27 protein-coding genes and 2 pseudogenes are annotated in these 24,797 nt (G+C 67.9%); 17 read left to right on the forward strand and 12 right to left on the reverse strand.

Going from position 1 to position 24,797, the window contains the following annotated elements; all coding sequences use genetic code 11:
• Positions 1 to 150 precede the first annotated feature (150 nt).
• A pseudogene (locus GRX66_RS05385) lies at positions 151 to 569 on the reverse strand (RNA-binding protein).
• 156 nt (positions 570 to 725) lie between these two features.
• On the opposite strand from GRX66_RS05385, the gene GRX66_RS05390 reads away from it, so the two are divergent.
• On the forward strand, positions 726 to 1,583 hold the full coding sequence (locus tag GRX66_RS05390; RefSeq protein ID WP_159525622.1) for a hypothetical protein: 858 nt from the start codon (positions 726 to 728) through the stop codon (positions 1,581 to 1,583).
• A gap of 41 nt (positions 1,584 to 1,624) precedes the next feature.
• On the opposite strand, the gene GRX66_RS05395 is transcribed toward GRX66_RS05390, so the two are convergent.
• Both GRX66_RS05395 and GRX66_RS05400 read right to left on the reverse strand, forming a co-directional pair.
• Positions 1,625 to 2,626 (reverse strand): hypothetical protein, encoded by a 1,002-nt coding sequence (locus GRX66_RS05395; protein WP_159525623.1) that lies wholly within the window; start codon positions 2,624 to 2,626, stop codon positions 1,625 to 1,627.
• A gap of 129 nt (positions 2,627 to 2,755) precedes the next feature.
• Positions 2,756 to 3,769 (reverse strand): lysylphosphatidylglycerol synthase transmembrane domain-containing protein, encoded by a 1,014-nt coding sequence (locus tag GRX66_RS05400; protein ID WP_325063971.1) that lies wholly within the window; start codon positions 3,767 to 3,769, stop codon positions 2,756 to 2,758.
• 188 nt (positions 3,770 to 3,957) lie between these two features.
• On the opposite strand from GRX66_RS05400, the gene GRX66_RS05405 reads away from it, so the two are divergent.
• Together GRX66_RS05405 and GRX66_RS05410 are read left to right on the forward strand one after the other, a co-directional pair.
• Positions 3,958 to 4,896, forward strand: a complete 939-nt coding sequence (locus GRX66_RS05405; RefSeq protein WP_159525624.1) for a hypothetical protein — start codon at positions 3,958 to 3,960, stop codon at positions 4,894 to 4,896.
• Positions 4,897 to 4,908: 12 nt separating this feature from the next.
• Positions 4,909 to 6,219, forward strand: a complete 1,311-nt coding sequence (locus GRX66_RS05410) for a sulfatase-like hydrolase/transferase (protein ID WP_159525625.1) — start codon at positions 4,909 to 4,911, stop codon at positions 6,217 to 6,219.
• Between the two features lie 82 nt (positions 6,220 to 6,301).
• On the opposite strand, the gene GRX66_RS05415 is transcribed toward GRX66_RS05410, so the two are convergent.
• The gene (locus GRX66_RS05415; protein WP_159525626.1) at positions 6,302 to 6,514 is read right to left on the reverse strand and encodes a DUF1918 domain-containing protein; all 213 of its coding nucleotides are present in this window, start codon (positions 6,512 to 6,514) and stop codon (positions 6,302 to 6,304) included.
• Positions 6,515 to 6,661: 147 nt separating this feature from the next.
• Between GRX66_RS05415 and GRX66_RS05420 the strand changes: the two genes are divergently transcribed.
• The 3 genes from GRX66_RS05420 (at position 6,662) to GRX66_RS05430 (ending at position 8,657) form a co-directional block, all read left to right on the forward strand.
• Positions 6,662 to 7,219, forward strand: coding sequence for an NUDIX domain-containing protein (locus GRX66_RS05420; protein WP_159525627.1), 558 nt, complete (start codon positions 6,662 to 6,664; stop codon positions 7,217 to 7,219).
• A gap of 31 nt (positions 7,220 to 7,250) precedes the next feature.
• Entirely contained in the window at positions 7,251 to 7,712 is a 462-nt protein-coding gene (locus GRX66_RS05425) for a GNAT family N-acetyltransferase (RefSeq protein WP_159525628.1), read from the forward strand.
• 222 nt (positions 7,713 to 7,934) lie between these two features.
• Positions 7,935 to 8,657, forward strand: a complete 723-nt coding sequence (locus tag GRX66_RS05430; RefSeq protein ID WP_159525629.1) for a hypothetical protein — start codon at positions 7,935 to 7,937, stop codon at positions 8,655 to 8,657.
• A 154-nt stretch (positions 8,658 to 8,811) separates the two neighbouring features.
• Here GRX66_RS05430 and GRX66_RS05435 read toward each other — a convergent pair whose 3' ends face one another.
• From GRX66_RS05435 to pyrB, 4 genes are all read right to left on the reverse strand, one after another.
• Positions 8,812 to 9,639 (reverse strand): hypothetical protein, encoded by an 828-nt coding sequence (locus GRX66_RS05435; protein ID WP_159525630.1) that lies wholly within the window; start codon positions 9,637 to 9,639, stop codon positions 8,812 to 8,814.
• Positions 9,640 to 9,738: 99 nt separating this feature from the next.
• The gene (locus tag GRX66_RS05440) at positions 9,739 to 10,584 is read right to left on the reverse strand and encodes a hypothetical protein (RefSeq protein WP_159525631.1); all 846 of its coding nucleotides are present in this window, start codon (positions 10,582 to 10,584) and stop codon (positions 9,739 to 9,741) included.
• A 400-nt stretch (positions 10,585 to 10,984) separates the two neighbouring features.
• A complete protein-coding gene (gene pyrI, locus GRX66_RS05445) occupies positions 10,985 to 11,443 on the reverse strand; it encodes an aspartate carbamoyltransferase regulatory subunit (RefSeq protein ID WP_159525632.1) in 459 nt (152 codons plus the stop codon).
• Positions 11,436 to 12,347, reverse strand: a complete 912-nt coding sequence (gene pyrB, locus GRX66_RS05450) for an aspartate carbamoyltransferase (protein WP_159525633.1) — start codon at positions 12,345 to 12,347, stop codon at positions 11,436 to 11,438. Before pyrB ends, pyrI begins: the two co-directional genes overlap by 8 nt.
• 169 nt (positions 12,348 to 12,516) lie before the next feature.
• Here pyrB and GRX66_RS05455 point away from each other — a divergent pair.
• The 6 genes and pseudogenes from GRX66_RS05455 (at position 12,517) to GRX66_RS05475 (ending at position 16,093) form a co-directional block, all read left to right on the forward strand.
• A pseudogene (locus tag GRX66_RS05455) lies at positions 12,517 to 14,003 on the forward strand (lipase maturation factor family protein).
• A 160-nt stretch (positions 14,004 to 14,163) separates the two neighbouring features.
• Entirely contained in the window at positions 14,164 to 14,370 is a 207-nt protein-coding gene (locus tag GRX66_RS05460; RefSeq protein ID WP_159525634.1) for a cold-shock protein, read from the forward strand.
• 208 nt (positions 14,371 to 14,578) lie between these two features.
• Positions 14,579 to 14,755, forward strand: coding sequence for a hypothetical protein (locus tag GRX66_RS19475; RefSeq protein ID WP_201292930.1), 177 nt, complete (start codon positions 14,579 to 14,581; stop codon positions 14,753 to 14,755).
• A 55-nt stretch (positions 14,756 to 14,810) separates the two neighbouring features.
• Positions 14,811 to 15,077, forward strand: a complete 267-nt coding sequence (locus GRX66_RS05465; RefSeq protein WP_159525635.1) for a nucleotide-binding protein — start codon at positions 14,811 to 14,813, stop codon at positions 15,075 to 15,077.
• A complete protein-coding gene (locus tag GRX66_RS05470) occupies positions 15,058 to 15,441 on the forward strand; it encodes a MinD/ParA family ATP-binding protein (protein ID WP_159525636.1) in 384 nt (127 codons plus the stop codon). The genes GRX66_RS05465 and GRX66_RS05470 overlap by 20 nt, the downstream gene beginning before the upstream one ends.
• A 25-nt stretch (positions 15,442 to 15,466) precedes the next feature.
• Positions 15,467 to 16,093: an RAD55 family ATPase gene (locus GRX66_RS05475; RefSeq protein ID WP_159525637.1), complete on the forward strand. Its 627-nt coding sequence runs from the start codon at positions 15,467 to 15,469 to the stop codon at positions 16,091 to 16,093.
• A 222-nt stretch (positions 16,094 to 16,315) separates the two neighbouring features.
• On the opposite strand, the gene GRX66_RS05480 is transcribed toward GRX66_RS05475, so the two are convergent.
• Complete coding sequence (locus tag GRX66_RS05480) at positions 16,316 to 17,251, reverse strand: FKBP-type peptidyl-prolyl cis-trans isomerase (protein ID WP_159525638.1); 936 nt, start codon at positions 17,249 to 17,251, stop codon at positions 16,316 to 16,318.
• A 60-nt stretch (positions 17,252 to 17,311) separates the two neighbouring features.
• Positions 17,312 to 17,515, reverse strand: coding sequence for a DUF7511 domain-containing protein (locus GRX66_RS05485; protein ID WP_159525639.1), 204 nt, complete (start codon positions 17,513 to 17,515; stop codon positions 17,312 to 17,314).
• Positions 17,516 to 17,718: 203 nt separating this feature from the next.
• Here GRX66_RS05485 and cyaB point away from each other — a divergent pair, with 203 nt between their 5' ends.
• The 4 genes from cyaB to GRX66_RS05505 all read left to right on the forward strand — a co-directional run bounded on the left by cyaB (position 17,719) and on the right by GRX66_RS05505 (position 21,637).
• Positions 17,719 to 18,342 carry a class IV adenylate cyclase gene (gene cyaB / locus GRX66_RS05490; protein WP_159525640.1) on the forward strand — a complete coding sequence of 208 codons (624 nt, stop codon included), beginning with the start codon at positions 17,719 to 17,721 and terminating at the stop codon, positions 18,340 to 18,342.
• A 123-nt stretch (positions 18,343 to 18,465) separates the two neighbouring features.
• On the forward strand, positions 18,466 to 19,686 hold the full coding sequence (locus GRX66_RS05495) for a methionine adenosyltransferase (protein WP_159525641.1): 1,221 nt from the start codon (positions 18,466 to 18,468) through the stop codon (positions 19,684 to 19,686).
• Between the two features lie 323 nt (positions 19,687 to 20,009).
• Positions 20,010 to 21,188, forward strand: coding sequence for a tRNA sulfurtransferase (locus GRX66_RS05500; protein ID WP_159525642.1), 1,179 nt, complete (start codon positions 20,010 to 20,012; stop codon positions 21,186 to 21,188).
• On the forward strand, positions 21,185 to 21,637 hold the full coding sequence (locus GRX66_RS05505; RefSeq protein WP_325063972.1) for a DUF5804 family protein: 453 nt from the start codon (positions 21,185 to 21,187) through the stop codon (positions 21,635 to 21,637). The genes GRX66_RS05500 and GRX66_RS05505 overlap by 4 nt, the downstream gene beginning before the upstream one ends.
• A gap of 45 nt (positions 21,638 to 21,682) precedes the next feature.
• Here GRX66_RS05505 and GRX66_RS05510 read toward each other — a convergent pair whose 3' ends face one another.
• Complete coding sequence (locus GRX66_RS05510) at positions 21,683 to 22,720, reverse strand: PLP-dependent cysteine synthase family protein (RefSeq protein ID WP_159525643.1); 1,038 nt, start codon at positions 22,718 to 22,720, stop codon at positions 21,683 to 21,685.
• A gap of 151 nt (positions 22,721 to 22,871) precedes the next feature.
• On the opposite strand from GRX66_RS05510, the gene GRX66_RS05515 reads away from it, so the two are divergent.
• Positions 22,872 to 23,237, forward strand: coding sequence for a thioredoxin family protein (locus GRX66_RS05515; RefSeq protein ID WP_159525644.1), 366 nt, complete (start codon positions 22,872 to 22,874; stop codon positions 23,235 to 23,237).
• Between the two features lie 22 nt (positions 23,238 to 23,259).
• Here GRX66_RS05515 and GRX66_RS05520 read toward each other — a convergent pair.
• A partial coding sequence (locus tag GRX66_RS05520) for a thioredoxin domain-containing protein (RefSeq protein WP_201292931.1) occupies positions 23,260 to 24,797 on the reverse strand: 1,538 nt, incomplete at its 5' end.

Below are 24,797 nucleotides of genomic sequence, written 5' to 3' on the forward strand. Positions count from 1 at the left end.
AACCGGGCGACCGTGCTGTCGCCGTCCGGGTGGGCGTGAACGGCCTCGTACACGCCACGGAGTTGACCGGCCAGCGGTAAAAACCAGTGCGGTCTGGCGCTGTCGGCGGCCGCCAGTCCACGGCCGCACGACGACCCCGGCGAACGTCGACTACGCCAGCGCGTCGCGGGCGTCTCGACGGCAGACTCCTTCTCGGCGGGGTACGCTTCGACTTTCGCGCGGAGCGCGATGCCGTCGCCGAGTTGCGCGTCCCCGAGGAACGCCTCCTGCTTGTCCAGGTGGACGAACAGCGAGCAGTTCTCGTCGACGCGCTGGTCGAGCTCCTCGCGAATGCGCTCGATGTCCGCGCCGTCGCGCAGCTGGCCGAGGACGTGGCGCATCTCGTCGGCGCGCTCGACGCGCGCGGACAACACGACGATGCGGTCGCCGAGGTGCCCCTCGCTCTCGGCGCGTTCGAGTTCGACGTCCTCCGGGAGGAAGTGCCGGAGGGCGGCCGCGACTCGCTGTTCGTCCTCCGTGCCGTAGCAGAACGCCCGGAGGTCGACGTAGTGGAACGGAACTCCGCTCATTGTCGGTGGTAGTCCCCGCGAGCCTAAAAGGCTCGCTACTGCGGGCCGCACTGGCAGCCGACACAACCGCCTGCCGGCGTCGGGGAGTAATTTCTCCGCGCGCATGACACCGATAGAACTACTTTAATTCGTCCACAATCCGGCACCGACTGACTGATGCAAGACCAGCGCTTTCTCGAGTCCGACTGGGACTACTGTGTCGTCCTCGACGCCTGCCGGTACGACGTCTTCAGCGAACTCTACGACGAGTATCTCGACGGAACACTCGAGAAGCGCCGGACCAACGGGTCCTCGACGCCAGAGTGGGCCTACCGGACGTTCACGGGCGACCACGATATCGCGTACTTCTCCGGGAATCCGTTCATCAACAGCCTCGGCATCCCGCTGAACGAACTCAAGTGGGGCGCGAGTTGCGACTACGATTGGAGCGCCGACGACCACATCAGCGAGGTCGTCGACGTCTGGAAACACGGCTGGGACGAGGACCTCGGGACGATTCCGCCCGAGAGCATGGGCGAGTCGTTCCGCGCGCACAAGGACCTCGTCGAGGGGGCCGACCGCACGGTCATCCACTACATGCAGCCCCACGCGCCGTACCTCTCGCGGGGGAAAGGCCAGAAACTCAAACAGATCCAGAAGGGAATCAGGCGCCAGGGCGAACAGGACGGCGAGACGGACGGCGGCCTGCTGGCGGCCGTCGGGGACACGGTCCGGCCGCGCGTCGAGAGCGTGCTCGACGACAGCAACATCGCGATGAAAGTCGGACTCTGGCTGGAGACCGGCATCGGCGGCGTCGTCAGCGACGGGACGCGGGAGACGGCGATGCGGTACTACGAGGAGAATCTCCGCATCGCGCTGGCGGACGTCGCCGAGCTCGTCGAGTCACTCGACGGCGACGTGGTCGTCACCGCCGACCACGGGGAGGCGTTCGGCGAGGACGGCGTCTGGGAGCACCACATCGAGACGTACATCCCGGCGCTGATGGAAGTGCCCTGGCTGGAAGTCGAGAACTGAGCAGTTCCTACTGACCCGTGTCGCTGCTGCGAGATGCCACGTCAATCAGCGCTCGCGCCGGTCGTCGCAGCGTCTCCGGGGTCCGGGAGGTAGGTCGCCGCGATCTCCGCGACTCGTTTCGCGCCGTTGGCTCGCGGCTCCGGTGACTCCACGGCGTCGACCAGCGCCTCGATGCCCGCGATAGAATCGGCCGCGTAGAACCCGGTCTCGGTGTCGAGAGCGCTCACGACGCCCCGTTGCTCGGACGTCGCCGGGAGCACGATACACGGCGTCCCCGCGACGGCGCACTCCATGACGGTTGAGTAGCCGCTGCAGATGACGAGGTTCGCGCCCGCGATGTACGGCTGGAGCGACTCCTGGATCTCCCAGTCGTCGTCGCCGACGAGCGTGACGCGGCGACCGTGGGATTCCAGCGCGGCCGCGAGCTCGTCCGGGTCGACGGTGAACGCGCTCGGCACGACGAGCACGTCGACGTCGGCCTCCACGCCGGTCTCGGCCGGCGCCATCGGCGAGATTTCCGTCGCACCCGGAATCGTGGGTTCGCCGTTCCAGACCTTCGGGTGGAGGAACTGTTCGGCGGTCCGGAGCGCGATGCGGTTGCGAACCCACGCGCCGGCGCGCTCGACCGTGGAGGTGTAGAACCCAGTGGGATCGTGCGACACGTAGACGTACGTCTGGCCGTCGAGCGCGGCGGCGATAGCCGCGGAGATGTCGTCGGTGACGAGCAGTGCGGGCACCTCCTCGGCGAACCACGCGCGGTACTGGTTCACGCGCTCGTAGACCGCGGGCCCGCTGTTCCGCAGCACGTCCACGAGACTGCCGTCCTGGAAGTCCCCGATGAAATCGACCGACAGCGGCTCGTACTCGCTGTAGCCGTTCTCCTCGACGAACTTCGTGCCCGGCCCGCCGCCGGCGATGACGGTGTCGAAGCCCGCCGCTTCGAGTTCCTCGACGACGGCGAGCATCCGGGTCGCGTGGCCGGCGCCCTCGCAGTAGTGCGCGATGGCCACTTTCGGCGGTCGACCGCTCGGTTCGGGGGTCACGGTACGTCTACCTCTACGCCGGACAGATATAAAAGGACCCGAACGTTGGTAAGCGCGGCCTACCCACCGACGCCGCTGTGGGCCCGTGCGGGGTGCTCGCGTACCAGCGAGGAGCGTCCGTTCTCTCGGTCACTCGCGGACGCCGAGGACACTCGTAGCGGCGGCGCCGACAGACGTCGTCAGGAGGTACCCGCCGACGCTGTGGATGGTGACGGCCGCAGCGATGGTCGGCACGCTGGCCGCCGTCAGCACCGTCAGTAGCGTGACGTTGATGGCTTCGGTGCCGCCGAGGCCGCCGGGCGTCGGGAACACGGACCCCACTTTCCCGAGCGGCAGCACGAAGAACGGCACGTAGACGGGCACGAAGGAGTCGAGCGCGAGGAACGTCACCCACAGCCCGGTCGCCTGGAACGCCCACCCGAGCGCGGAACACCCGATGGCTGCCGCGAGTCGCTCCCGGGACACCGCGACGCGGCCGACAGCGCCCGCGAACCCGGCGAATCGACCCTTGACCGTCTCCAGGTCGGGCACCGGGACCAGCGGGATCGCGCTCACGACGCGGTGGATGCCCGGCCCGAGCGAACCGAAGCGCCGCCGTAACGTCGTCCGGTTCCGCCACAAGAGAACGGCGACCACGGGGAGGACGACGGCGGCGGTGATCACGCCGAGCGGGAGCAAGCCGAGTTCGCCGTTCGTCGTCGTGGTGAGTACGTAGTACGACGCGCCCAGAGCTGCGAACCCCAGCGACGGCACGACGTTGATGGCGTCCAGACTGGTGATGGACGCGAGGCTCACCTCGTAGTCGGTGCCGGCGGTCTTCGTGAGCAGCCACGCCGTCACGGGTTCGCCGCCGGCCTGCCCGAACGGCGTGACGTGGTTCGCGAACGCGCCCGCGGCGTTCACGAGGAGCGCGTTCTCGAGCGGCACGTCGATCTCCAGCGCGCGAAGGACGTTCCACAGCGCGAGCCCCCAGGAGACGTTCCACAGCAGAATCGTCGCGGCGACGCCTAGCAGCAACAACGGGTCGCCGCTGCGCGCCGCCGCGAGCACGGCTCCGGCGTCGACCAGCCAGAACATCACGGCGAACACGAACGCTGCGGCGCCGAGTCCGACGGCGGTCGCGACGAAGTCCTCTCGCTGCACGATTCGCTGTGGCCGGCGTGAGAGAATCAATCCATCGAAGTTCCCGTCCTGCCCGACCGACCGAACGTGCGCGCCGGCGACAGACTGACCGCCGCGTTTCGACCGAAAGGGAGGTTTTTTCTCCGCGTGGGACAACCGAGTCACCGAGCACCGCCGCACAATGAACGAGTCGTCTACTGCTGGTATCGATGGTTGACGTGTCCGGGCAGGCCGCGAACGTCGCTCGCAACCTCCGCTACCGGGGACTGGGGGCGTTCAGCGAGTTCGCGTCGCTTCTCCGGTACAGCGTCCAGTCGACGACCACGCCAGACCCTGTCCTGGATGCCGACTGGGACGTGCTCGTCGTCCTCGACGCCTGTCGCGCGGACCTGTTCGCCGAAGTCGCCCGCGACGGGGACTACGACTTCCTCCCCGTGGACCCGGCCACCAGGACGTCGCCCGCGAGTTCGTCCGTCGAGTGGCTGGAAACCGTCTTCGGCGGCGCCGACGACGACGAACTCGGGGGCCTGGCGTACGTCACCGGCAACCCGTACTCGGCGTCGAAAATCGACGCTGACCGGTTCCACACCGTCTCGGAGGTCTGGCGCTACGCCTGGGACGACGACCTCGGGACGATCCCCCCGCGGCCGGTCACTGACGCGGCCATCGAGACGTGGCGCGCGTCCGACGCCGACCGGCTCGTCGTCCACTACATGCAGCCCCACTTCCCGTCGATTCCCGCCTCCGCGGACGCGGCCGACGACGGCATCGAACTCGACCGGTTCGGGGAGACGTCGCTGTCCGTCTGGGACGACCTTCGCTTCGGCCGGCGGAGCGAGGCGGATGCCTGGCGCGCGTACCGCAGCAACCTCGAACTCGTCCTCGACGACCTCGCAGTCCTGTTCTCGAACCTGGAGGCCGACACCGCCGTCGTCACGGCAGACCACGGGAACGCGTTCGGCGAACACGACGTCTACGGCCATCCCGGCGGCGTGGACCTGTCGTGCCTCCGTGAGGTCCCGTGGGCCGTCGTCTCGCCGACCGACGACCACACGTACGAACCGGACACCGGCGACGCCGAAGCGGACGACACCGACGGCGAGAACGTCGTCGAGGAGCGCCTCGAGGACCTCGGCTACCGAACGTAACTCACCACCACTATGGACGACACCTCCACAGTCGACGGCCCGGCGGACGAACGCAGCGACGACAGTGAGGGGGATGCGCCGACCGAACAAACGGTCGATTCCCCGAACCTTCTGCTCGTCTGCGTGGACTGCCTCCGGCAGGACTTCCTGCACCGCGACGCCGTCGACACGCCCTTTCTGGACTCCCTGCGGGCCGACGGCATGGAGTGCACCGACCTCTACGCCACGGCCACGACCACGACGCCAGCGATCGCCAGCCTCCTGACTGGCGCGTACAGCGAACACAACGGCATCCAGTCGCTTCGCCGCGGTAGTCTCGCGGACGACGTCGACCCGATGGCGGAGATTCTCGGTGACGCCGGCTACCACACGGAAGCGATGGCGACCGGACCGCTCATGCCCGAGACCGGCCTCGACCGGGGGTTCGACGCCTACGAGTGCCGGGACGAGGACGCGTCGCTGTTCGGCGACTGGCGCGAGGACGCGCTCGACCGCCTCGCGGGTCTGCCGGAGCCGTTCGCGGCGTTCGTCCACCTCTGGGAACTCCACGAGGACATCCACGTCCCCCGCGAGTACGACACACGCGAGTACGGCGAGACGCCGTACGGACGCGCGCTCTCCGCGCTCGACCGCGAAATCGAGGCGCTGGTCGACATCGCGCCCGACGACACCGTCGTCGCGGTGGTCGGCGACCACGGCGAGTCAATCACACACCGCAATAATCCGCTGCGACTCGCCGCGAAGTCGCTTCGGGACGCGCTGAAGTACTACGGCGGCGTCGACACCCGGGACGTCGCGGAGCGCGTCAACCAGTACTGCGACCGGTTCGGACCGGACGTCGACGACCACTTCCTGGAGAACGGGCACGGCGAGAACGTCTTCGACTTCACCACGAACGTCCCGTTCGTCCTCGCCGGGCCCGGCGTCCAGGCCGGAACTGTCGACGCGCAGGTCCGCCAGATTGACGTCCTGCCGACGATTCTGGACGCGCTCGCCGTCGACCGCGAGACGGACGGCGACGTCGTCGAACCGGGCATCGGCGACCGCGTGGCCTACATGCGAGCCTGCGGCGCCTCGCTCCACAGAGAACGCAACTGGGCGCGGGCCGTCCGCTACGGCGACGCCAAGTACGTCGAGTACCCGGAGCGCGACTGGTCGCCCGGCGTCTACGACCTCTCGAAACACCCTCGTGAGCTCGCGCGCGTCGACGACCCGGACCTGGAGGCCGACCTCAGCGAGCGGCTCCCGGAGCGCGGCGTCGACCCGACGGACGTCGAGATGCTCGAGATCAACGAGCGACTCGAGGACCTCGGCTACCTCTGACGGCGGCCCGCGCGCACTGCACGAATGCGACAGAGCCGTCGCTCTCTGTGTTCGTGACCGCGGCTGCAAAAACGGGACTGCGTTACTCCTCGTCGGCGTCGTCTTCGGTCTCGTCGTCCTCGACGAGTTCGAGGCTGTCCTCGGGAACGCCGGCTTCCTGACCGTCCTCGAAGCTCACGGTGTAGTTCGGCTCGCCGAACATCGTCTCGACGACCTGCGTGATGGTGCCGGTCTCGCCGTCGAACTCGCTGTGCTTGTCGTGGAGGACGACCGTGTCGTCTTCTTCGAAGCTCATAGCACGCAGTTCCGGCGGCCGACCCAAAAGCAACGCGGTTTCGGGGCTCCGAAACCGTAACGTGTCTGTCCGCCGTAGACGGACGTATGACCACCTCCTACGCCCGGCTCGCACCGCCTGATAGACGCGAGACGCCCCCGTTCGCCGATGCCGATAGATGACCTCTGGTACCTCGCGACCCGCGCCGAACAGGCCGCCGAGCGCGCCTACCACGCGCTGACGGCGGCCCACGACGACTTCCTCGAGTTCGACCGCCAGCGGTCGGTGTCACGGCGGCGGTTCCGCACGCTCGCGGAGCGCGTCGAGCGCACGGGTTCGCCGTACGGCGCGCACACGCTCGTCTACCGGGATAACGGCGACATTCTGCTGGTGCGCCACGACCACGTCGACCTGTGGGTGCTGCCCGGTGGCGGCATCGACGACGACGAGTCCTTCCGGGAGGCCGCGGAACGCGAACTCGCCGAGGAGGCCGGCGTGGATGCGACCTACGACGGGCTCGCGATGGTGACGAGCGTCTCCTTCCAGTGCAGCGGATACTCGTCGTGGGGCGTCCTCCCCGTCTTCGAGGCTGTTGCGGAGGACACAGAACTGGTCGTCGACGATCCGGACGACGAGATAACGGACGCCGCGTGGTTCGCGGACCTCCCCGAAGACACCCGGGACCGCGCGCACCTCCAGCGCTGGCGGGAGCGAGCGCTCTCGTAGGACTTTTCGCCGACCTCCGCGTTGAATGCGTATGGACATCCGCGTGCCGGCGGACAGCGAGCGAGCGGCGGTCGCCGACCGGCTGCTCCGGCCGGCCTACCGTGAGGCCGAGGCCCGCGACCCGGCGTTCAGCGACCTCGCCGAGTACGCCGTGGCCGACGAGGACTGCTCGCGGTGGCTGGACGACGACGACCGCACGATGTTCGTGGCCTACGACGCTGGACCGGTCGGGAGCGTCACGGGTGGTGTCACCGACTCGCCGGCGCTGTACACGCGCGGGAAGAACTGCTACGTGGACGGCCTCTACGTCGTCCCGGAGCGCCGCCGGGAGGGCATCGCCGGTCGCCTCCTCGAACGCATGAAGGCCTGGGGACGCGAGCGCGGGTGCGAGCACGCCAGCCTCTCGGTGCACGTGGACAACGAGGCCGCGATCTCGTTCTACGAGGCTCACGGCTTCGAACCGAAGTTCCACAGTCTCCGTCAGCGACTCTGAACCGGAATTCCACCGGATACCTGAGTCCGGTCCACGACGCCACGACCACCCCTCACGTGTCAACTTCTCCAAAAGACACTTCTTGGCCCGCCCCAAACGTCGGCACACTCCTCCGGGTCGTACCCCGGACGACTCGGCCCGCAACGACCCCGCGGGCACTCGTCCCACCCCGAACACCAGGACAGTTGGACTCGACTCGACCGCGGACGCGCTCACACACCCATGGACATTCCAGACGTCTCGTTGACCGACGCCGCGACTGTTGCCGCCTACCTGCTGTTCGGCGTGGTCGGCACGATTATCGCGGCGCTCGCCGCGATCAACGCACTCCAGTCGGTCCAGCCGGTCGTCTACGACGCGTTCTACCTGCAACTCGGGCCGTGGTCAGCAACCACTGCCGCGACGACCGTCCACTTCGGGTTCGCGGGCGTGCTGGCCGTCGGCGTTCCGGTCGTCGTCGCCGAACTCGTCGGCGGGGACCGCGTCAGATTCGTGGGCGGTGGACTGCTCGCAGTGACTGTCGCGCTCCTCGTCGTCCTGCTGGGTGCCGCCGCGCTGGACGCACACGGATTCCTGACCGTGGTCCTGGCGTACGCGCTGCTCGTCGTCGGTGCGCTGGCAGGCCTCCGACACTTCGGTGCGTCCACCGGCGCGAGCGCGACGTTCGTCGGCGGCGTCCCGGTCCTCGCGCTGCTGCTGGTGTTGCTCGCGTTCGGCCTCGGGTGGGGTGGCGGCTACGACGTCGTCGCCGAACCCGTCCCGGCGTCGAGCGTGGACGAGCCAGCGACCACGTTCGAGGACGCGCCGGACGTGCGCGAGGACCTGTTCTCGGAAGCCGCCTGCGACCCAGAAGACGGCGTCTGTCGGCTCCCGTTGCGGGGTACGAACACGAAGCGCAGGCCGCACGCGCGCTCGACCGCCAGGGGGTCCGCTGCCCGCTCGTGAACGCGCCCGCGTCCGACCGGTGGGACCGGGACGCGTCGTTCGTCGCCGAGCACGACGGCCAGCACTACCGGATTTCCTGCCAGGCGTACGGGGACTGAGGAGCAGCGGCGGTTCGCACGGGTGTGACCGGGGTCGATGCGCAGGCTCCGGCCCCCTACTCGGGACCGAAGGATTCGCCCTCGCGCTCCTCGGCGCCCATCCGCCTGAGCGCCGCGCGGGCGTTCGTCGCCTGGTAGCCGAAGAAGACGTCGCTGGCGTACTCGTCGGCCACCTCGGCGGCGTGAATCAGGTTCTCCACCTCGACGTCCACTGCGTACAGTTCCACGCTGAACGGGGCGCCGAGGAGGTCCTGGAATCCCGACGCGATTGTCTCCAGCCAGTACGTCGTCCCGTAGTTCGTGTCGTACAGCGGCACGACGAACTCGTCGACGTGCTCGGCGAGCGCGTCCACGTCGAGCCCCGAGCGCTCGTAGAGGTGGCCCGGATACGGGTCTGGGTACAGCGTGAAGTACGTCTTCCCCGGGATGCGGTCGGTGGCTTCGGCGACGAACTCCGTGATGACGTCCGCCCGCCAGGCCCGCCAGTCGTCGAACTCGGAATCCGCGAACGCGGCCTCGCAGCGCTCGCAGTGACAGTACTCCGCCCGGGGGAACCCGACGTCGTCCAACCGGACGTCCTCGTTCAACTCCGCGCACGTCTCGATGACAGACAGCAGTCCGTTCCGGTAGTCCTCGGCGAGCGGACAGATGTACGCCCAGTCGAAGTACGGCTGGTCGCGGGTCGCCTTGTTCCCCTCGTCGTCGACCGGGACGAGGTGTGGGTCGGTGCCTGCGGTGGCGTTGTCACCGAAGCACGACACCATGTTCACGGCGTCCGCCAGCGGGTCGGTGTGACGGCCGGTGACGTCCTTGACCTCGTAGAAGGCGCGGTCGAACTCCGGCCACTCGATTTCCTCCTCGTTCCGCGTGACGACGCCGTACATGGGTGTCGGTTGGCCGTCGGGCCGCCTAAGTCGTTCGTTCTTGTCGAAGAACCAAATCAGCCGACGAACCACAACAGCGAACTTCCTCCTGTAGACTGGCTATTCGCTACTGTTTCCCGCCTGGGCGTACCAGTCTGGTCGTTCCACTGGAACTGCCGAGGTTCGATTGAACGTTAGCGTGCGGTCGATGCTATCCTCGCCCTGCTCGTAGGAGACGTCCAGTGACTGGACGAGTCCATTGTCCGTGACGGTCGCGGTGAACTCGACGCTCGTGGCTGTTTCGCCGCCGATTGTCAGTTCCGATGCCGTACCGGTCACGTGGGCGGCCACGTCGTCACCGTGCTCGACCGTGACGTCCTCGGTGGCGAACAGTGTGTAGACCAGGTTCCGGGCGTACAGCGAATCGAGGAACACGTCCTCGGGCGGCATCGGCGGTGCACTTGCTCGCGCCGAGATCTTCCGAACGCCGTAGCGTACGTCTTCAGCCGACTGCAGTCTGTACCTGACCTCCGTCCCGTCTGCGTACTGGACAAACGTGCCGTTCGTCACGTCGAGCGCGATCCCCATTCCCTCGCCGGACCGGTTCCACTGCCAGCGGGATTCGTTCGCGTAGTGGAGATTATCCTGCCGGTACACGCGCTCAGTCTCGTTTGCGCGCGTGAAGCGTTGCTGGCTGACGAACGTGTGGTTGTGGACGTTCGCTCGGTGCGCGTTTGCCAGCGCAAGCGCGTCCGTCACGTCCTCCGCGGTCAGGCCTGGCGCGAGTTGCTCGGCGGGCGCTGTTGTCGCTGGGGTCGTTTCGGTAGCTGACGTTGCCGCAGTGGTTGGTGTCGGCGTCGTCGTCTCTGATTCGGTCGGTTGATTGCCATCGTCGAGCAGTCCCGAACAGCCCGCGCTGGTGACGACCAGGAGGCAGATCAGGGCGGTCACGGGGAGGCGGCGCATAGTATGAACTGTACCCCGAGTTCGTCACTCCGCCCAAAGGCGACTGGTTCCTGATCTAAAATCTCGATTTCCAGTCATATTGTACTTGGGCTATTTTGAGACCAACTCATTGGCCTGGGGGGTGGTCTGCAGACTGTTCGGCTCTCGAGTAGTCGCGGGGACGCCTCAGTCGATGCGGTCGACCTGCTCGGGTTCGGGCGCTTCGTCGCCGCCGACGACGAACTTCCAGACGAGGGCAATCAGGGCGAGCAACACGACTGCCTTCACGAGTTTTCCTGCCATGTCCGTGTCTAAGTGAGCGGACACTAAACGCTTTGTGGGGGTTCTCAGTGCCTGTGCATTCGTCTCGAATCGGGGGCCGCTACTCCGGAGAACGCCACGAACGTTGGGTGCAGCGCCGTCAGTCCTGGAGGTGGTCGGTGATGTCCTCGCGGACGATTTCCCCGCAGTACTCGCAGCGCAACCCGTCGTCGAGCACCGCGAACGCCGTCTCCACGGGTTCGCCGGCGTTCGTGATGCAGTCGCGGTTCGGGCACACCAGCACGCCGGACACCTCCTCCGGGGGTTCGACGCGGCGCTTGTCCACGACGTCGTAGTCGCGGATGATGTTGATCGTCGCCTCCGGCGCGATCAGCGACAGCACTTCCGCCTCGTCGTCGCTGAGTTCCCGGCTCTCGACTTTCACGACGTCCTTCCGGCCGAGGCGCTCGGAGGGGACGTTCATCCCGAGGCTGACGGTGGTTCCCTTCGTCCCGTCGATGCCCAGCAGGGAGAGGACGTGCAGGGCTTCGCCCGCGGAGACGTGGTCGATGACGGTGCCGCTCTGAATCTTGGAAACGCGGAGTTCTCTGTCACTCATCGTTCAACAGGAGGTCCAGCAGGGCCATCCGAACGGGGACGCCGTTGTGTGCTTGCTCGAAGTACGTCGCCGCGTCCGTGTCGTCGACGGCCGGCGAGATCTCGTCCACGCGCGGGAGCGGGTGCATCACGGCGAGGTCGTCTCTGGCCGCCTCGAGCGTGTCCATGTCGATGCTGTACTCGCCTGCGACCGCCTCGTACTCCTCCTCGTCGGGGAAGCGCTCGCGCTGGATGCGCGTCACGTACAGCACGTCGAGGTTCGGGAGGACCGCGTCGAGGTCCTCGTGCTCGCGCACCTGCGCGCCGGACTCGTGGAGGTCGTAGCGCACCGACCGCGGCAACCGCAGACTCTCGGGGCTGACGAAGTGCTGGCGCGCGTCGAAGTTCGTGAGCGCGTGCGCCAGCGAGTGCACCGTCCGCCCGTACTTCAGGTCGCCCATGATGCCGATGGAGATGTCGTCCAGGCCCGCGTGCTCGCGGATGGTGTAGAGGTCCAGCAGCGTCTGACTCGGGTGGTGGCCGGCGCCGTCCCCGGCGTTCAACACGGGGACGTCGACGTACTCGCTGGCCATCTTCGCGGAGCCCTGCTTGGGGTGGCGGAGGACGATGCCGTCCCCGTACCCTTCCACGACGCGGGCGGTGTCAGCCAGCGACTCGCCTTTCTTCACCGACGACGACTCCACGGGGCCCATGTCGACGACGTCCCCGCCGAGGCGCTTCATCGCCGTCTCGAAGCTCATCTTCGTGCGCGTGCTCGGTTCGAAAAAGCACAGCGCGAGCAGTTTGTCCGCGTGTCGCTCCCGCGCGGATCCCGGGTCCCCGTCGAAGGCCGCCGCCCTGTCGAGGACGGTCTCGATGTCGGCCCGGGAGAGTTGTTTCGCCGTGAGGAGGTGGTCGTGGCGCATCGGTTGAGTACGAGACCCCCGGGAGCGTAAATGTCCCGAACCGCCGCCACTCAGACCTCGGTCTCGGCCCGCCCCTCACGCGGCGGCTTCGCTCCGTCGGAGTCAAGAAGTCGCCTCCGCGAGCGCTGCACCCGCCAAATCTATGCCGGGGGCCGTCCCACGCCAGCACATGGCGTCCCTGGGGGCCGAGGACTACCACCTCGTCCGGTTCGTCTTTCAGCGCGGCCTCGCTGCGATCTACCTGTTCGCGTTCCTCGTCGCCGCGACCCAGTTCCGCGCGCTCGCCGGCGAGGACGGCCTCCTCCCGATCAGCCAGTTCCGCGACCGCTGGTCGTTCCGCGACCGCCCGAGTCTCTTCCACTGGGCGCCGACCGACCGCGCAATCGCCGTCGCCGCGTGGACCGGCGTCGCGCTCGCCGTCGCGGCGCTCGTCGGGGTCCCCGACTACCTCCCCCGGCCGTACGCCGTTCCGGTGTCGATGCTCCTCTGGCTGGCGCTGTGGGGGCTGTACCTGTCCTTCGTGAACGCCGGCCAGACGTTCTACGGGTACGGCTGGGAGACGATGCTCACCGAGACGGGCTTCCTCGCAATCTTCCTCGGTGCGGGCGACGCCGGCACGCCCGTTCTCGTGGTGTGGCTGCTGCGCTGGTTGTTGTTCCGCAACATGTTCGGAGCGGGCCTCATCAAACTCCGCGGCGACGACTGCTGGCGGACCCTGACTGCGATGGACTACCACTACGAGACCCAGCCGATGCCGAACCCGGGGTCGTGGTTCGCCCACCACCTCCCGAACTGGGTCCACCGGGTCGAGACCCTCGGCAACCACGTCGTCGAACTGCTCGTGCCGTTCCTCTACTTCGCGCCCCAGCCGTTCGCCGCACTCGCCGGCGTCGCCACAATCGGCTTCCAGGGGTGGCTGCTGGTCACCGGGAACTTCTCGTGGCTGAACGCGCTCACGGTCGTGCTCGCCACCGCGACGTTCAGCGATGGCGTCCTCACTGACTGGCTCCCGTTCCTGGACGCCACAACGGCGATGCCGACCGCTGCCGACGTGCCGCTGTACCTGACCGCCGCTGCCATCCTGCTCGCAATCGTGGTCGTCGCGTTGAGCGTTCGCCCCGTCCGAAACATGCTCTCGGAGCGCCAGGTGATGAACACGTCCTTCGATCCGCTGAACCTCGTGAACACCTACGGCGCGTTCGGCTCGATCACCCGCGAGCGCTACGAAATCGTCGTCCAGGGGACCCACGACGACCCCGAGTCCGGCGACCCGGACTGGCGGACCTACGAGTTCAAAGGCAAACCCACGGACCCCGCGCGCGCCCGCCGCAGATCGCGCCCTACCACCTGCGCCTGGACTGGCAGCTGTGGTTCGCGGCCATGTCGACGTCACCCCGTCGGCACCCGTGGTTCGCGCGCTTCCTCCGGAAGCTCCTCGAGGGCGACGACGCGACGCTCGACCTGCTCGCCGACAACCCATTTCGGGACGACCCGCCCACGCACGTGCGCGCCGTGCGGTATCGGTACCGCTTCACCACGCCAGCCGAGCGCGCGGACAGTGGCCGGTGGTGGCACCGCGAGCGCGCTGGGCCCTACGTGCGTCCAGTCTCGCTCGCGGACCTCCAGCGGGACCCCCACTCGAGACGCAGACGGTGACTGGTGGCGAGAGCCGCCAGCCCAGACCGCGGCACTGACGTCTCTGCGCGTCGACAATACGGATATCGGGGGGAGACGTCCCGTCGTTCGCGTCCTCGCGGTCCATGGTACCCTTACTCTCGGAAGGGTTATACGCGAACGGGCCCTACGATTGTTTGCAATGGCAAACGGTAAGGTTGACTTCTTCAACGACACTGGCGGCTACGGTTTCATTTCGACTGACGACGACGACGTCGACGACGACGAAGACGTTTTCTTCCACATGGAGGACGTTGGCGGCCCGGACCTCGAGGAAGGGCAGGAAGTCGAGTTCGACATCGAATCGTCCCCGAAGGGACCGCGCGCGACGAACCTCGTTCGTAACTAAATCGAAGTTCGCTCGTCGCACCCTGCGACGGACGACATTTCGTTCTTTCATTATTCACGCCACGTAGCAACGGCGCTGGCAGAATCCGTATACGCGATTCCGGAGCCACGCAGCCGCGCTGCTGGGCGTGCTGCAACCGATAGTGTATCAACGACGGCAGTGGACGAGCGGCGTAACCACTACGACGACCGGACGCGAGTAGCCACGCATGGAGCGGTTCGCGCAGCTCGTCGTCGCTGGCGGCCTCTTGCTCGTCGCCGGACTCCGGGGCACGGAATTCACGGCGCCGGCGTCCAGCGGCTGGCTGGCGGCCGCTACGCTCGCAGGCATCGGCTGCGCCGCCGTTCTCGCCGGCATCTTGACGGAACTCGACCTGAAGGGGTGACGAGTGCCGACTGCGCACGGTCACCGGTTCTCCGACGTCCGGAGATTCAAGTGCGATGACGGAACCACTCGCTGGCGTGCTGGCAGTCGCTGGCGGCAAAGGCGGCAGCGGGAAGACGACCACAGCCCTCGGCATCGCGGGCGCGCTCGTCAAGCGCCGCCGCCGCCCGGTCGTGGTGGACTGCGACCTCGACGCGCCGAACCTCCACGTTCGCGCTGGCGTCGACCGCGACCCCGGTGTCGACGCACCTGATCCCGTCGCAGCGGCGCACGAATCACCGGCCCTCCCCCGGCGTGGACGTCGTGCCAGCGGGGGACGCTGACGGCGACGACCTCGCAGTCGCCCTCGGTGCAGTCCCTGAGGACAGGCCCGTGGTCCTGGACTGTCCGGCGGGCGCCAGCGAGGCCGCCGTTCGGCCGGTGCGGGCCGCGGACGCCTGTGTCGTCGTCGCGACGCGCAAGCGCGAATGTATCGAGGACGCGGTCAAGACGGCGGCTGTCGCGCGGGCAGTCGGGACTCACATCCGAGCAATCGCGGTCTCCCGAGCGAGCCGGGTGCCCGCGGGCCTCGACGACGCCATCGACGCCCCGAGTGCGGCCATCCCAGCGGTCGCAGACCCGCTCTCGGCGCCCGAGGCCGCGGCTGCGTACGCGAGCGTCGCCGACTGGGCGGAGCCAAATACTTAACCACCTCTCTCCCATTTCGGGAGGTATGCCTTCGCGGCTCTCCACGGGAGTGGACGTCCTCGACCGGGAGCTCGGCGGCGGCGTCCCGGCGGGCACTGTGGTCGCCTACGAGGCGCCGCCTGCGAGCCAGGGAGAGCTGCTGCTGTACGAACTTACGCGGCCGCGCCCCACGCTGTACCTCACCACGAACCGCACCGAGCAGGCCGTCAGGGACGCCTTCGAGGCGACGAAGGCACCGACCGGCGACCCCGAGATCGGTTACGTGCCGGGCACGGACTCCCTCGAGAACGCGCGGCGCGCGTTCCGCAGCGTCCCAACGGAGTCGACGGTCATCGTCGACCCCGCGGACGCGCTCGAACGCGCCGACCGGAGCCGCTACGAGAACTTCCTGAACGAGCTCGCCAACCACATGCGGAACGTCGGCGGCGTGGCAGTGCTGCACTGTCTGGACTCCGGCCACGAGACGCCGCTCCGGGGCACCACCGAACACATGGCCGACGTGGTGTTCAAACTCCGCGTCAGCGAGGACAACGGCGACATCGAGAGCCGGCTGACGGTCTCGAAGTTCCGCGGCGGCACCGCGCCCGACTCCTCGATCAAACTCAACCTCGGCGAGCGCGTGCAGGTCGACACCAGCCGCGACATCGCCTGACGGATTCAGCTCGCGCCGTCTGCCAGTTCACGTGGCCAGCCGCGACGCTCCTTGCCGTGAAGCTAGTGAATGCGGTGGCTCGCGAACGTCGCATCGAGAGCTGCGGCGTTTGCGAACCTGGCGGTACGGACGCGACGCTTTCGGACGCGACGTCACCGAGAACGCGGTGCAGAAGTCGGTGTCCCGGCCGCGGCGCTGCCCCGGCCGACGACGAATCCGGGGTTACTCCTCGTCGCCTTCGACGTCGAGTTCTTCGACGATCTCGTCGGCGTCGACGTCGGCGTCCTCGAGGGCTTCCTCGACGTCACCGAGGTCCTCGCCGCCCATGCCACCCATGCCGCCGCCCATCATGCCGGGCATGCCCGCGGGCTGGCCGTCGATGATCTCCTGGACGATGACGCGGTCGATGTCCAGCATGTCGATGATCTGGTTGAGGATCTGGTCTTTGCCCATCATCCACTGCTGATTGAACTGCAGCTGGGGCGACTGCTCGATGTACAGCGTCTCCTTCTCGACCGTCTCGGTCTCCGTCTCGGGTTCGGCGTCCTCGTCGTCGGGCTCGACTTCGACTTCCTCCTCGACCTCGTCGGTCTCGAGGTGCATGTCGAGTTCGACGTCGAAGTACATCTGGAGGAGGCCGCGCGCCTTGTCGACGGTGTCGTCGACCTCGTCGAGAATCTCGTACTCGTACTCGACGTCCTCGCCGGCCAGCGGGTGGTTGAAGTCGACGCGGGCGCGGCCGCCGATGACCGCTTCGACGTGGCCGTGTTCGCCGTCGATGTCGACGTGCGCACCGGGGTAGCGCTCGTCCTCGGGGATCTTGTTCGCGCTGACCGTGCGGACTTCCTCCTCGTCGTACTCGCCGAACGCCTGCTCGACGACGACGGTGCCGGAGTCACCGACTTCCTTGCCGATCAGATCGTCCTCGACGTCGTCGAAGATGTGGCCTTCGCCGATGACGATGGTGCGCGGCGAGAAGTCCTGGTCTTCGGCGTCGACGCCTTCCTCCTCGGCGACTTCCTCGTCAGTGGTGTCGACGAGCTCCTCGCTGTCGACGGTGTAGGCGGTGTACGAGAGTTCGACGAAGTCTCCCTCCTGCAGGCCGCCCTGTTCTGGCTCGGATTCATCGGCCGTTTCGGCCTCGCTTTCGTCGCTCATACCAGTACGCACTCCCGTTCCACTCTTAAGAATCACGTTTCGCGGCTGTCAGCGCGTTCGTCACCGCATTTCGCCTAAGCGGACGAGGGCGTCGGCGTCCACGGACAACCACGCCGTGAGTCGCCGTTCGTCGCTGACGTCGTCCGGCGCGACGGTGCATCGGTCGGGAGCGTTCCGGTAATGGACGATCGTGGCTTGGAGTGGCTCGGTGGCGGTGGGATGTCCGCTGTCCGTGGCGCCATCGCGTGTCTCTTCGGCGGCCATCTTGTTCGATTCGGACGAGTACTCGCATGCGCATAACGGCTGCTAGGAGGGTTCGATAGCGCTATTGAGTCCTACTCTTCCTGCTATCGATGCGTGTCGAGCGTGCGGTCGAACTATGCTTGTCGCCCTTCGGTATCCGGGACTCGCGGTGTCGGGGCGTCGGAAGCGCCGTGCTTTTGCGGGCTGGCGTCGACGTCACGACCATGTACGAGGTGGAGGTCAAGGTTCCGGCGGACCACGACGTGGTCCGGGATGCGCTCGCTGACGCCGGCGCCGAACGGGTCGCGACGCTGGCGCAGGCGGACACGTACTTCGACGCGCCCCACCGCGAGTTCGCGGAAACAGACGAGGCACTCCGCGTGCGGCGAGTCGCCTCGGCGACGTCGGCGTTCGACCGCCAAGCTGTGGCGGCGGACACGCTCACGTCCGCTATCGACGCTGTGCTCGACGGCGAGTTCCGTGCGAGCGGTGAGTGCCGCGTGACGTACAAGGGGCCGCTGCTCGAGGCCGAGTCGAAGTCTCGCGAGGAGTTCGAAACCGCGGTCGGGAGCGGCGACGAGATGCGTGACATCCTCGTCCACCTCGGATTCGACCCGGCCGCTACCGTCAGGAAACTCAGGGAGAAATACCATCTGGACGGCTTCACGGTTGTGCTCGACGAGGTGGAGGACGTGGGCGAGTACGTGGAGGTCGAGACCGACGTCGAGACGGCTGCCGACGTGGGGCCTGCGCGCGAGGAAGCCTACGACCTCCTGGAGCGTCTCGGCCTGGACCCCGCCGACCAGATTCGCACGTCGTACCTCGGCCTCAAACTCGGCGAGGCGTAGTCCTCGCCCGTCAGCGGCGAACTCCGGGCTACTGTCGACCAACCCCATCATGCACGGCATGCATATTTCCTCCCGTCACCGTTTTCGCAAGTTATAGAAGCGGAGGCGGGCAACACTTGCGCAATGACCGACCGGAACATCCGCGTGCAGTCCCTCGACCGCGGTGCCGTCGAGGACGAAGCAGTCGAAATCGTCGAACGAAAAGGCCTGGGTCACCCCGACTCCATCTGCGACGGCATCGCCGAACACGTCTGCGAACGCCTCGCCCGCGAATACCTCGACCGCGTCGGCGAAGTCCTGCACTTCAACACCGACGAGACCCAGCTGGTCGCCGGCCGGGCCGCGCCCGCGTTCGGCGGCGGCGAAGTTATCGAACCCATCTACATCCTCGTCGTCGGCCGCGCCACCAGCCACTACGTGGACGAAGACGGCACCGAGTACAACATCCCGGTGGAATCCATCGCGCTGGAAGCCGCCCGCAACTACCTCCGCGAGAACCTCCCGAACCTCGACCTCGAATCGGACGTCGTCATCGACGTCAAACTCGGGGAGGGCTCCGGCGACCTCCAGGAAGTCTTCGTCGAAGATGGCCCCGACGTCCCGATGGCCAACGACACCAGCTTCGGCGTCGGCCACGCCCCCCTCACGGAGACCGAACGCATCGTCTACGAGGCCGAGAACTCCCTGAACGGCCAGTACGGCGACGACAACCCCGCGGTCGGCGCGGACGTCAAAGTCATGGGGAAACGCGAAAACCACGACATCCACCTCACCGTCGCCGCCGCGCTCGTCGACACGTACGTCCCCAACATGGACGCCTACAAGGCCGAAATCGACGCCATCCGCGAGCACGTCCACGACATCGCCAGCGAACACACCGACCGCAACGTCACGGTCCACGTCAACACCGCCGACGACTACGACGCCGGCTCAATCTACCTTACCACCACCGGCACCAGCGCCGAACAGGGCGACGACGGCAGCGTCGGCCGCGGCAACCGCGCCAACGGCCTCATCACACCGAACCGGTCGATGAGCATGGAAGCCACGTCCGGCAAGAACCCAGTCAACCACATCGGGAAGATCTACAACCTCGTGTCCACGGAGATCGCCGAAAAGGTCGTCGCGAACGTCGACGACATCCGCGACCTCCGCGTCCGCCTGCTCTCCCAGATCGGCCGCCCCATCGACAAACCGCACGTCGCCGACGTCCACGTCGTCACCGACGACGGCGTCGCCATCGCCGACGTCGAATCCGACATCGAAACCATCGTCGACGCCGAACTCGCCAACATCACGGACATCACCCAGCGCGTCATCGACGGCGAACTCTCCACCTTCTAGAAGCGACGTTTCCCACCCTCGGTGAACTGCTTCGCTCGGGTCCGGTGAGAGGGCAAGCTCCTGCAAGCCCTCGTTCGATTTGCTCGCGTCGACTTCAAACCGCTCGGCTGCGGATGCTCGCATCGACGACTGCGTAGTTTCAAATACCAGAACGGGACCACTCCAGCGCGTGACCTGACCGCGAGCGCGAGTCCGGCCGAGGCGGGAGCGTGGCCAGCCGGCTCGCGAATCCAGTGCCACCTGTCCGATTCACCCCCGGTCTGCGAGTGTTCTCTCCGGCACCAGGCGATAGGTGTTTACTGTCGGGTCGGCTTACGTCGACTATGCGACCGCCCGGTGCGGACGCCGTGCTCGTCCGACACGGCGACGTCGGCGTCAAATCCAGTGCCGTGCAGGCCGGCATGGAGCGCCGACTCCGGGACAACCTCGCAGCGATGCTTGAGGACCGCGGTGTCGACGGCGACGTCGAACGCGAGTGGGGGCGCGTCATCGTCCGGACGGACGACCCGGACGCCGCCACAGATGCTGCAACTGACACCTTCGGCGTCGTGTCCGCCAGTCCTGCAATCAGCGTTCCCGCAGACCTCCAAGCGATTCGGGACGCGCTTGCCGACGCAGCCCGCGAACACTACGACGAGGGCGCGTTCGCCGTCGACGCGCGACGCGCTGGCGAGCACGACTTCGACAGCCACGACGTCAACCGCGAGGGCGGGGACGCCGTCTGGGGCGCCGTCGAACCGGTGTTCGAGCCAGCGGTCGACCTCGACGACCCCGACATCACGTTCTCCGTGGAAGTCCGCCGCGAGGAGGCGTTCGTCTTCCTCGAGAAACGCGACGGCCCCGGCGGCCTCCCGCTCGGGAGCCAGGACCCGCTGGTCGCGCTGGTCTCCGGCGGCATCGACTCGCCGGTCGCCGCGTGGGAAGCGATGAAACGCGGCTCCCCGATTGTCCCGCTGTATCTCGACCTCGGGCCGTACGGCGGTCACGACCACAGAGCCCGCGCGGAGGAGACGGCCCGCCGCCTCTCGGATTTCGCGCCGAACTTCGACCTCGGACTGCGCGTCGCGCCGGCCGGCGACGCGGTCCAGCGCCTCGCCGAGGAAACCGGGCGCACCCGGATGCTGTCCTACCGGCGGTTCATGTACCGGGTCGCCGAACACGTCGCGGAGGACGCCGGCGCAGTCGGTGTCGTCACGGGCGAAGCCCTCGGGCAGAAGTCCAGCCAGACCGCTGCGAACTTCGCTGTCGTGGACCGTGCGACCGACCTCCCCATCCATCGGCCGCTGTTCACCCACGACAAACAGGAGATCATCGCTCGCGCCCGCGCCATCGAGACCTACCGGGACTCCACCATCGAGGTCGGCTGCAACAAACTCGCGCCCAGCCAACCACTGACCGCCGCGCCGCTGGAGAGCGTCCTCGCCGACGAGCCCGACGACATCTACGACCTCGCCCGGGACGTCGCCGACGGCGTCGAACGCGCTGAGGTGACGGCGCCGTGACCCGGGTCTGCATCGTCGGCAGCGACGACGTCGACCTCAGACTCGACCTTTTCGGGTACGAGACCGCTCGACGGGCGCTGGCCACGTACGACGTGCAGTCTCCGTTCGAGAACACCGTGGCCGTCGACACCGTGAGCCTCGGAGCGGCCGTCTCGCTGCTGAACGACCTGAACTGGTATCTCGTTCGGCTCGCCGACGAGGCGTTCGTCCTCGAGCCGTCGGTCAGCGACGACGAGTGGCTCTCCAGGGACCTCGCCTCGGCTGTCAGGGAAGGCGAGGTTCGGGCCGCGGAGACGGACGCCCGGCTGAAGGTCTACGGCCTCGAGGACGGCGAACTCGTGGAACCGATGTACGTCACGCGCGTCCAGGGCGAACGCCCCGACTACGACCTTCGGGAGGTCGACGACACGGTGGTCGTTCGCGTGACCGACGACGAGTTCCGCGCCTGACGGACGACGAAGCGCGGCGGGGAATACCCGCGCTCTGTAGTCGAGTTATCCGTCGAAGATGCCGGCTGAGAGGTAACGTTCGCCGGAATCCGGGAACATCGTGACGACGAGCGGACAGTCGTCGTAGGCGCCGCTCCCGTCGGACCTGAGTGTCGGCGTCCCGGTCCGCTGGCCGCCGTCGGCGAGCGCGTCCTCGTCGATGCCGGCGTCCGCGAGGTCCGCCGCGTCGAACTCGACCTCCGGACAGTTCAGGCCGGGGTCGGCGATCCGTTCGGCGACTCGCTGTGCGACGGTGTAGGCGGCGCCGCTCGACTGACCCACGAGAATCCCCTGGTCGCGGGCGAGCTCCCGCGCCGCCGCTTCCGCGTCCTCGACCGACACCGTCTGGACCTCGTCGATGAGGTCGCGGTCCAGGAGGTCGCTGACGAACCCCGGGCCCATGCCCTGGAAGTCGTCCTCCCCTGGTTCGCCGGTCGACAGGACGGCGTTGGATTCGGGTTCGACCGCGACGACCTCCACGTCGGGGTACTCCTCCCTGAGACGGGCTGCGGTCCCGGTGATAGTGCCACCGGTGCCGACGCCCGCGACGAACGCGTCGACCTCGCGGCCGTCAACCTGGTCGATGATCTCCTCGGCGGTGGTCCGGTAGTGCGCCCGCGGGTTCGCGGGGTTCTCGAACTGCGAGACGCGGTAGCCGCCGTTCTCCGCGGCGATGCGGTCGGCGCGCTCGTTGGCCGTCTCCATACCGCCCTCGACGAGTTCGAGGTCCGCGCCGTACGCGGCCAGCAGCCGGCGGCGTTCCTCGGACATCGACGCGGGCATCACGATGGTGAGGTCGTAGCCGCGGGCAGCCGCGACGACGGCGAGACCGATGCCCGTGTTCCCGCTCGTTGCTTCCACGAGACGGTCACCCGGCGACACGTGGCCGTCCCGCTCCGCGGCGAGCACCATCTCTCGGGCGGGTCGGTCCTTCGCTGACCCGCCCGGATTGAACGCTTCGAGCTTCGCCGCGATGGTCGCGCCCTCGGGGGCCGGCACGCGGACGAGCGGGGACCCGATCGCCTCGAGGATGCTGTTCTTCATTACACTCCTGTACGGATTCCCCCACTAAACGTGTGGCGGGCCGCGACAGTCCCTGCCGGGTCCGGTCGGAGGCTTCGGAGCACGCGCCTCCGTGTTTCGGGCGACCACCGGTAACGCGGGTCTTTTGCCGACCGGCGGCCAACCCAGTGGTATGAGTCTGAAGACGATGGAGCCCAATCCCGCCTGGGACCCCGAGTCGTACCCCGACGTACTGGCGGCGTTCGAAGCGCTCGGCGACGACGTCACCGTCCGCGTCTGGGGCGCGGACTGGTGTGGAGACTGCCGGGGCCAGCTCCCGGACTTCGCCGCGGCGCTGGACGCCGCCGGCGTCCAGAACGTCGAGCACTACCCGGTCGAACGCGAGGACGGCGAAAAGTACGGCCCGAAGGTCGAGGAGTACGGCATCGAACTCATCCCGACCATCGTGATCGAGCGCGACGGCGAGGAGCTGGCGCGGTTCGTCGAGGCGGAGCGCGTCGAGCCGGCCGTCTACCTCGCAGAGCAGCTACGGGACTGACGTCGTTCGCGGCGGGTCGCCGTCAGACCCGGAAGTCCGCGAGCCACGCTTCGATTTCTCCGGCCGTCTGGACGGGCGGCGAGCACGCTCGTCGACAGACGTAGGCCGTCGGCTCTCCATCGGTCGCGGTCCGGTTCGCCCAGATCGGCGGCGCGTCGTTCAGGCAGAGGTCCGTGAGCCAGGCGTCGAGGCCGTTCTCGGTCGGCGGTCGAAGGGACAGAAGTCGGTGCGGGAGGTAGCGTTCGCCGACGAGCTCTCGCCAGTCGGCAGGCAGTGCGTCGGCAGCGACGGTCACCTCGAGCGCACCGTGGACTCGCGTGTCTGTTGCGAGCACGAGCGTCGGGTGGGCTGCGGGACTGTTCTGAACGCGGCCGCCGTACCGTTCGAGCATCGTCGCGGCCGCGTCACCGAAGTCCGAATCTGGGTCGAACGCGTCGAGCGCGAGGAGCGTGTCGGCGGCGACGCCGACCGGCGACGGCGTCGGGCCGTCCGCGACGTCCTGGGAGCGTACGTCCACGTCGTCGACGGATTCGGGGGTCTCGTAGAGCGCGCCCGTCTCGGGGTCGTAGCACTCCGCGAGGAGCGCGTCAGCGAGGTCCAGCGCGAATTCGAGGTGAGCGGGGTCGCCGGTCGCCTCGTAGGTTGTCAGCGCGCCGGCAGCGAGGTACGCGTAGTCTTCGGCGTACCCGACGCCGGCGACGTCGCCATCGATGACGCGGCGGGAGAGGCGGTCGCCGTCCCAGAGCGTCTCGCGGACGAACGAGAGGGCGGCGGCCGCACGGTCGGCGTACTCGGCGTCGATGGCCAGCCCCGCTTCGGCGTACGCGCGCACCATCAGGCCGTTCCAGCCGGCGAGCACTTTGTCGTCGCGCGCTGGTCGCGGGCGGTCCTCGCGTGCCGCGCGGACTCTGTCTTCAGCAGCGGCCAGCAACGAGGCGAGTTCGTCCTGGTCGCGGTCGAACTCGGTTTCGAGGTCCGACAGCGGCGTCGAGACCGTCAGCACGGTCTGGCCGTGCTCGAAGTTTCCGGCGTCGTCGACGCCGTAACGCTCACAGAACACCGCCGCGAGCACGTCGTCGGGGGCGTCGACGGGTGCCTCGTCGGCGTACGCGCTGACCGCCGTGTCGACCGCTTCGGGGGTCCAGACGTAGAACGCGCCCTCCTCGTGTTCGCCGTCCGGATTCCCGGGTGGCGGGCTCCGGGCGTCGAGCGTCGCGTAGAAGCCGCCCTCGGGGTGACCGAGTTCCCGGTCGACGAACGCCAGCGTCTCCGCGGCGACGTCGGCGTAGCGGTCGTCGCCGAACAGCCGGTAGCCGTCGACGTACGTCCCGACGAGTGCGGCCTGGTCGTACAGCATCTTCTCGAAGTGGGGAACCGTCCAGTCGGCGTCCGTGCAGTACCGGTGGAAGCCGCCGCCGAGGTGGTCGTAGAGGCCGCCGCCGGCCATCGCGTCGAGCGCCCGCGCTGCAGCGTCCCCGTACCGGGTGGTCGCGGATTCGTCGTCGCGCTCGCGGTGGTGTGCCCGGAGGAGGGTCGCGCGCCGGCGTCTGCGGGAACTTC

Origin of the sequence: Halobacterium bonnevillei (assembly GCF_009831555.1) — an archaeon.
GTDB lineage: Archaea > Halobacteriota > Halobacteria > Halobacteriales > Halobacteriaceae > Halobacterium > Halobacterium bonnevillei.

Bases quoted from the DNA above. Each gene is read 5' to 3' on its own strand.
- GRX66_RS05390 (WP_159525622.1), top strand. From the start codon at position 726: ATGCAAGACCAGCGCTTTCTCGAGTCCGACTGGGACTACTGTGTCGTC.
- GRX66_RS05405 (WP_159525624.1), top strand. From the start codon at position 3,958: ATGGTTGACGTGTCCGGGCAGGCCGCGAACGTCGCTCGCAACCTCCGC.
- GRX66_RS05410 (WP_159525625.1), top strand. From the start codon at position 4,909: ATGGACGACACCTCCACAGTCGACGGCCCGGCGGACGAACGCAGCGAC.
- GRX66_RS05415 (WP_159525626.1), bottom strand. From the start codon at position 6,514: ATGAGCTTCGAAGAAGACGACACGGTCGTCCTCCACGACAAGCACAGC.
- GRX66_RS05420 (WP_159525627.1), top strand. From the start codon at position 6,662: ATGCCGATAGATGACCTCTGGTACCTCGCGACCCGCGCCGAACAGGCC.
- GRX66_RS05425 (WP_159525628.1), top strand. From the start codon at position 7,251: ATGGACATCCGCGTGCCGGCGGACAGCGAGCGAGCGGCGGTCGCCGAC.
- GRX66_RS05430 (WP_159525629.1), top strand. From the start codon at position 7,935: ATGGACATTCCAGACGTCTCGTTGACCGACGCCGCGACTGTTGCCGCC.
- GRX66_RS05435 (WP_159525630.1), bottom strand. From the start codon at position 9,639: ATGTACGGCGTCGTCACGCGGAACGAGGAGGAAATCGAGTGGCCGGAG.
- GRX66_RS05440 (WP_159525631.1), bottom strand. From the start codon at position 10,584: ATGCGCCGCCTCCCCGTGACCGCCCTGATCTGCCTCCTGGTCGTCACC.
- pyrI (WP_159525632.1), bottom strand. From the start codon at position 11,443: ATGAGTGACAGAGAACTCCGCGTTTCCAAGATTCAGAGCGGCACCGTC.
- pyrB (WP_159525633.1), bottom strand. From the start codon at position 12,347: ATGCGCCACGACCACCTCCTCACGGCGAAACAACTCTCCCGGGCCGAC.
- GRX66_RS05460 (WP_159525634.1), top strand. From the start codon at position 14,164: ATGGCAAACGGTAAGGTTGACTTCTTCAACGACACTGGCGGCTACGGT.
- GRX66_RS19475 (WP_201292930.1), top strand. From the start codon at position 14,579: ATGGAGCGGTTCGCGCAGCTCGTCGTCGCTGGCGGCCTCTTGCTCGTC.
- GRX66_RS05465 (WP_159525635.1), top strand. From the start codon at position 14,811: ATGACGGAACCACTCGCTGGCGTGCTGGCAGTCGCTGGCGGCAAAGGC.
- GRX66_RS05475 (WP_159525637.1), top strand. From the start codon at position 15,467: ATGCCTTCGCGGCTCTCCACGGGAGTGGACGTCCTCGACCGGGAGCTC.
- GRX66_RS05480 (WP_159525638.1), bottom strand. From the start codon at position 17,251: ATGAGCGACGAAAGCGAGGCCGAAACGGCCGATGAATCCGAGCCAGAA.
- GRX66_RS05485 (WP_159525639.1), bottom strand. From the start codon at position 17,515: ATGGCCGCCGAAGAGACACGCGATGGCGCCACGGACAGCGGACATCCC.
- cyaB (WP_159525640.1), top strand. From the start codon at position 17,719: ATGTACGAGGTGGAGGTCAAGGTTCCGGCGGACCACGACGTGGTCCGG.
- GRX66_RS05495 (WP_159525641.1), top strand. From the start codon at position 18,466: ATGACCGACCGGAACATCCGCGTGCAGTCCCTCGACCGCGGTGCCGTC.
- GRX66_RS05500 (WP_159525642.1), top strand. From the start codon at position 20,010: ATGCGACCGCCCGGTGCGGACGCCGTGCTCGTCCGACACGGCGACGTC.
- GRX66_RS05510 (WP_159525643.1), bottom strand. From the start codon at position 22,720: ATGAAGAACAGCATCCTCGAGGCGATCGGGTCCCCGCTCGTCCGCGTG.
- GRX66_RS05515 (WP_159525644.1), top strand. From the start codon at position 22,872: ATGAGTCTGAAGACGATGGAGCCCAATCCCGCCTGGGACCCCGAGTCG.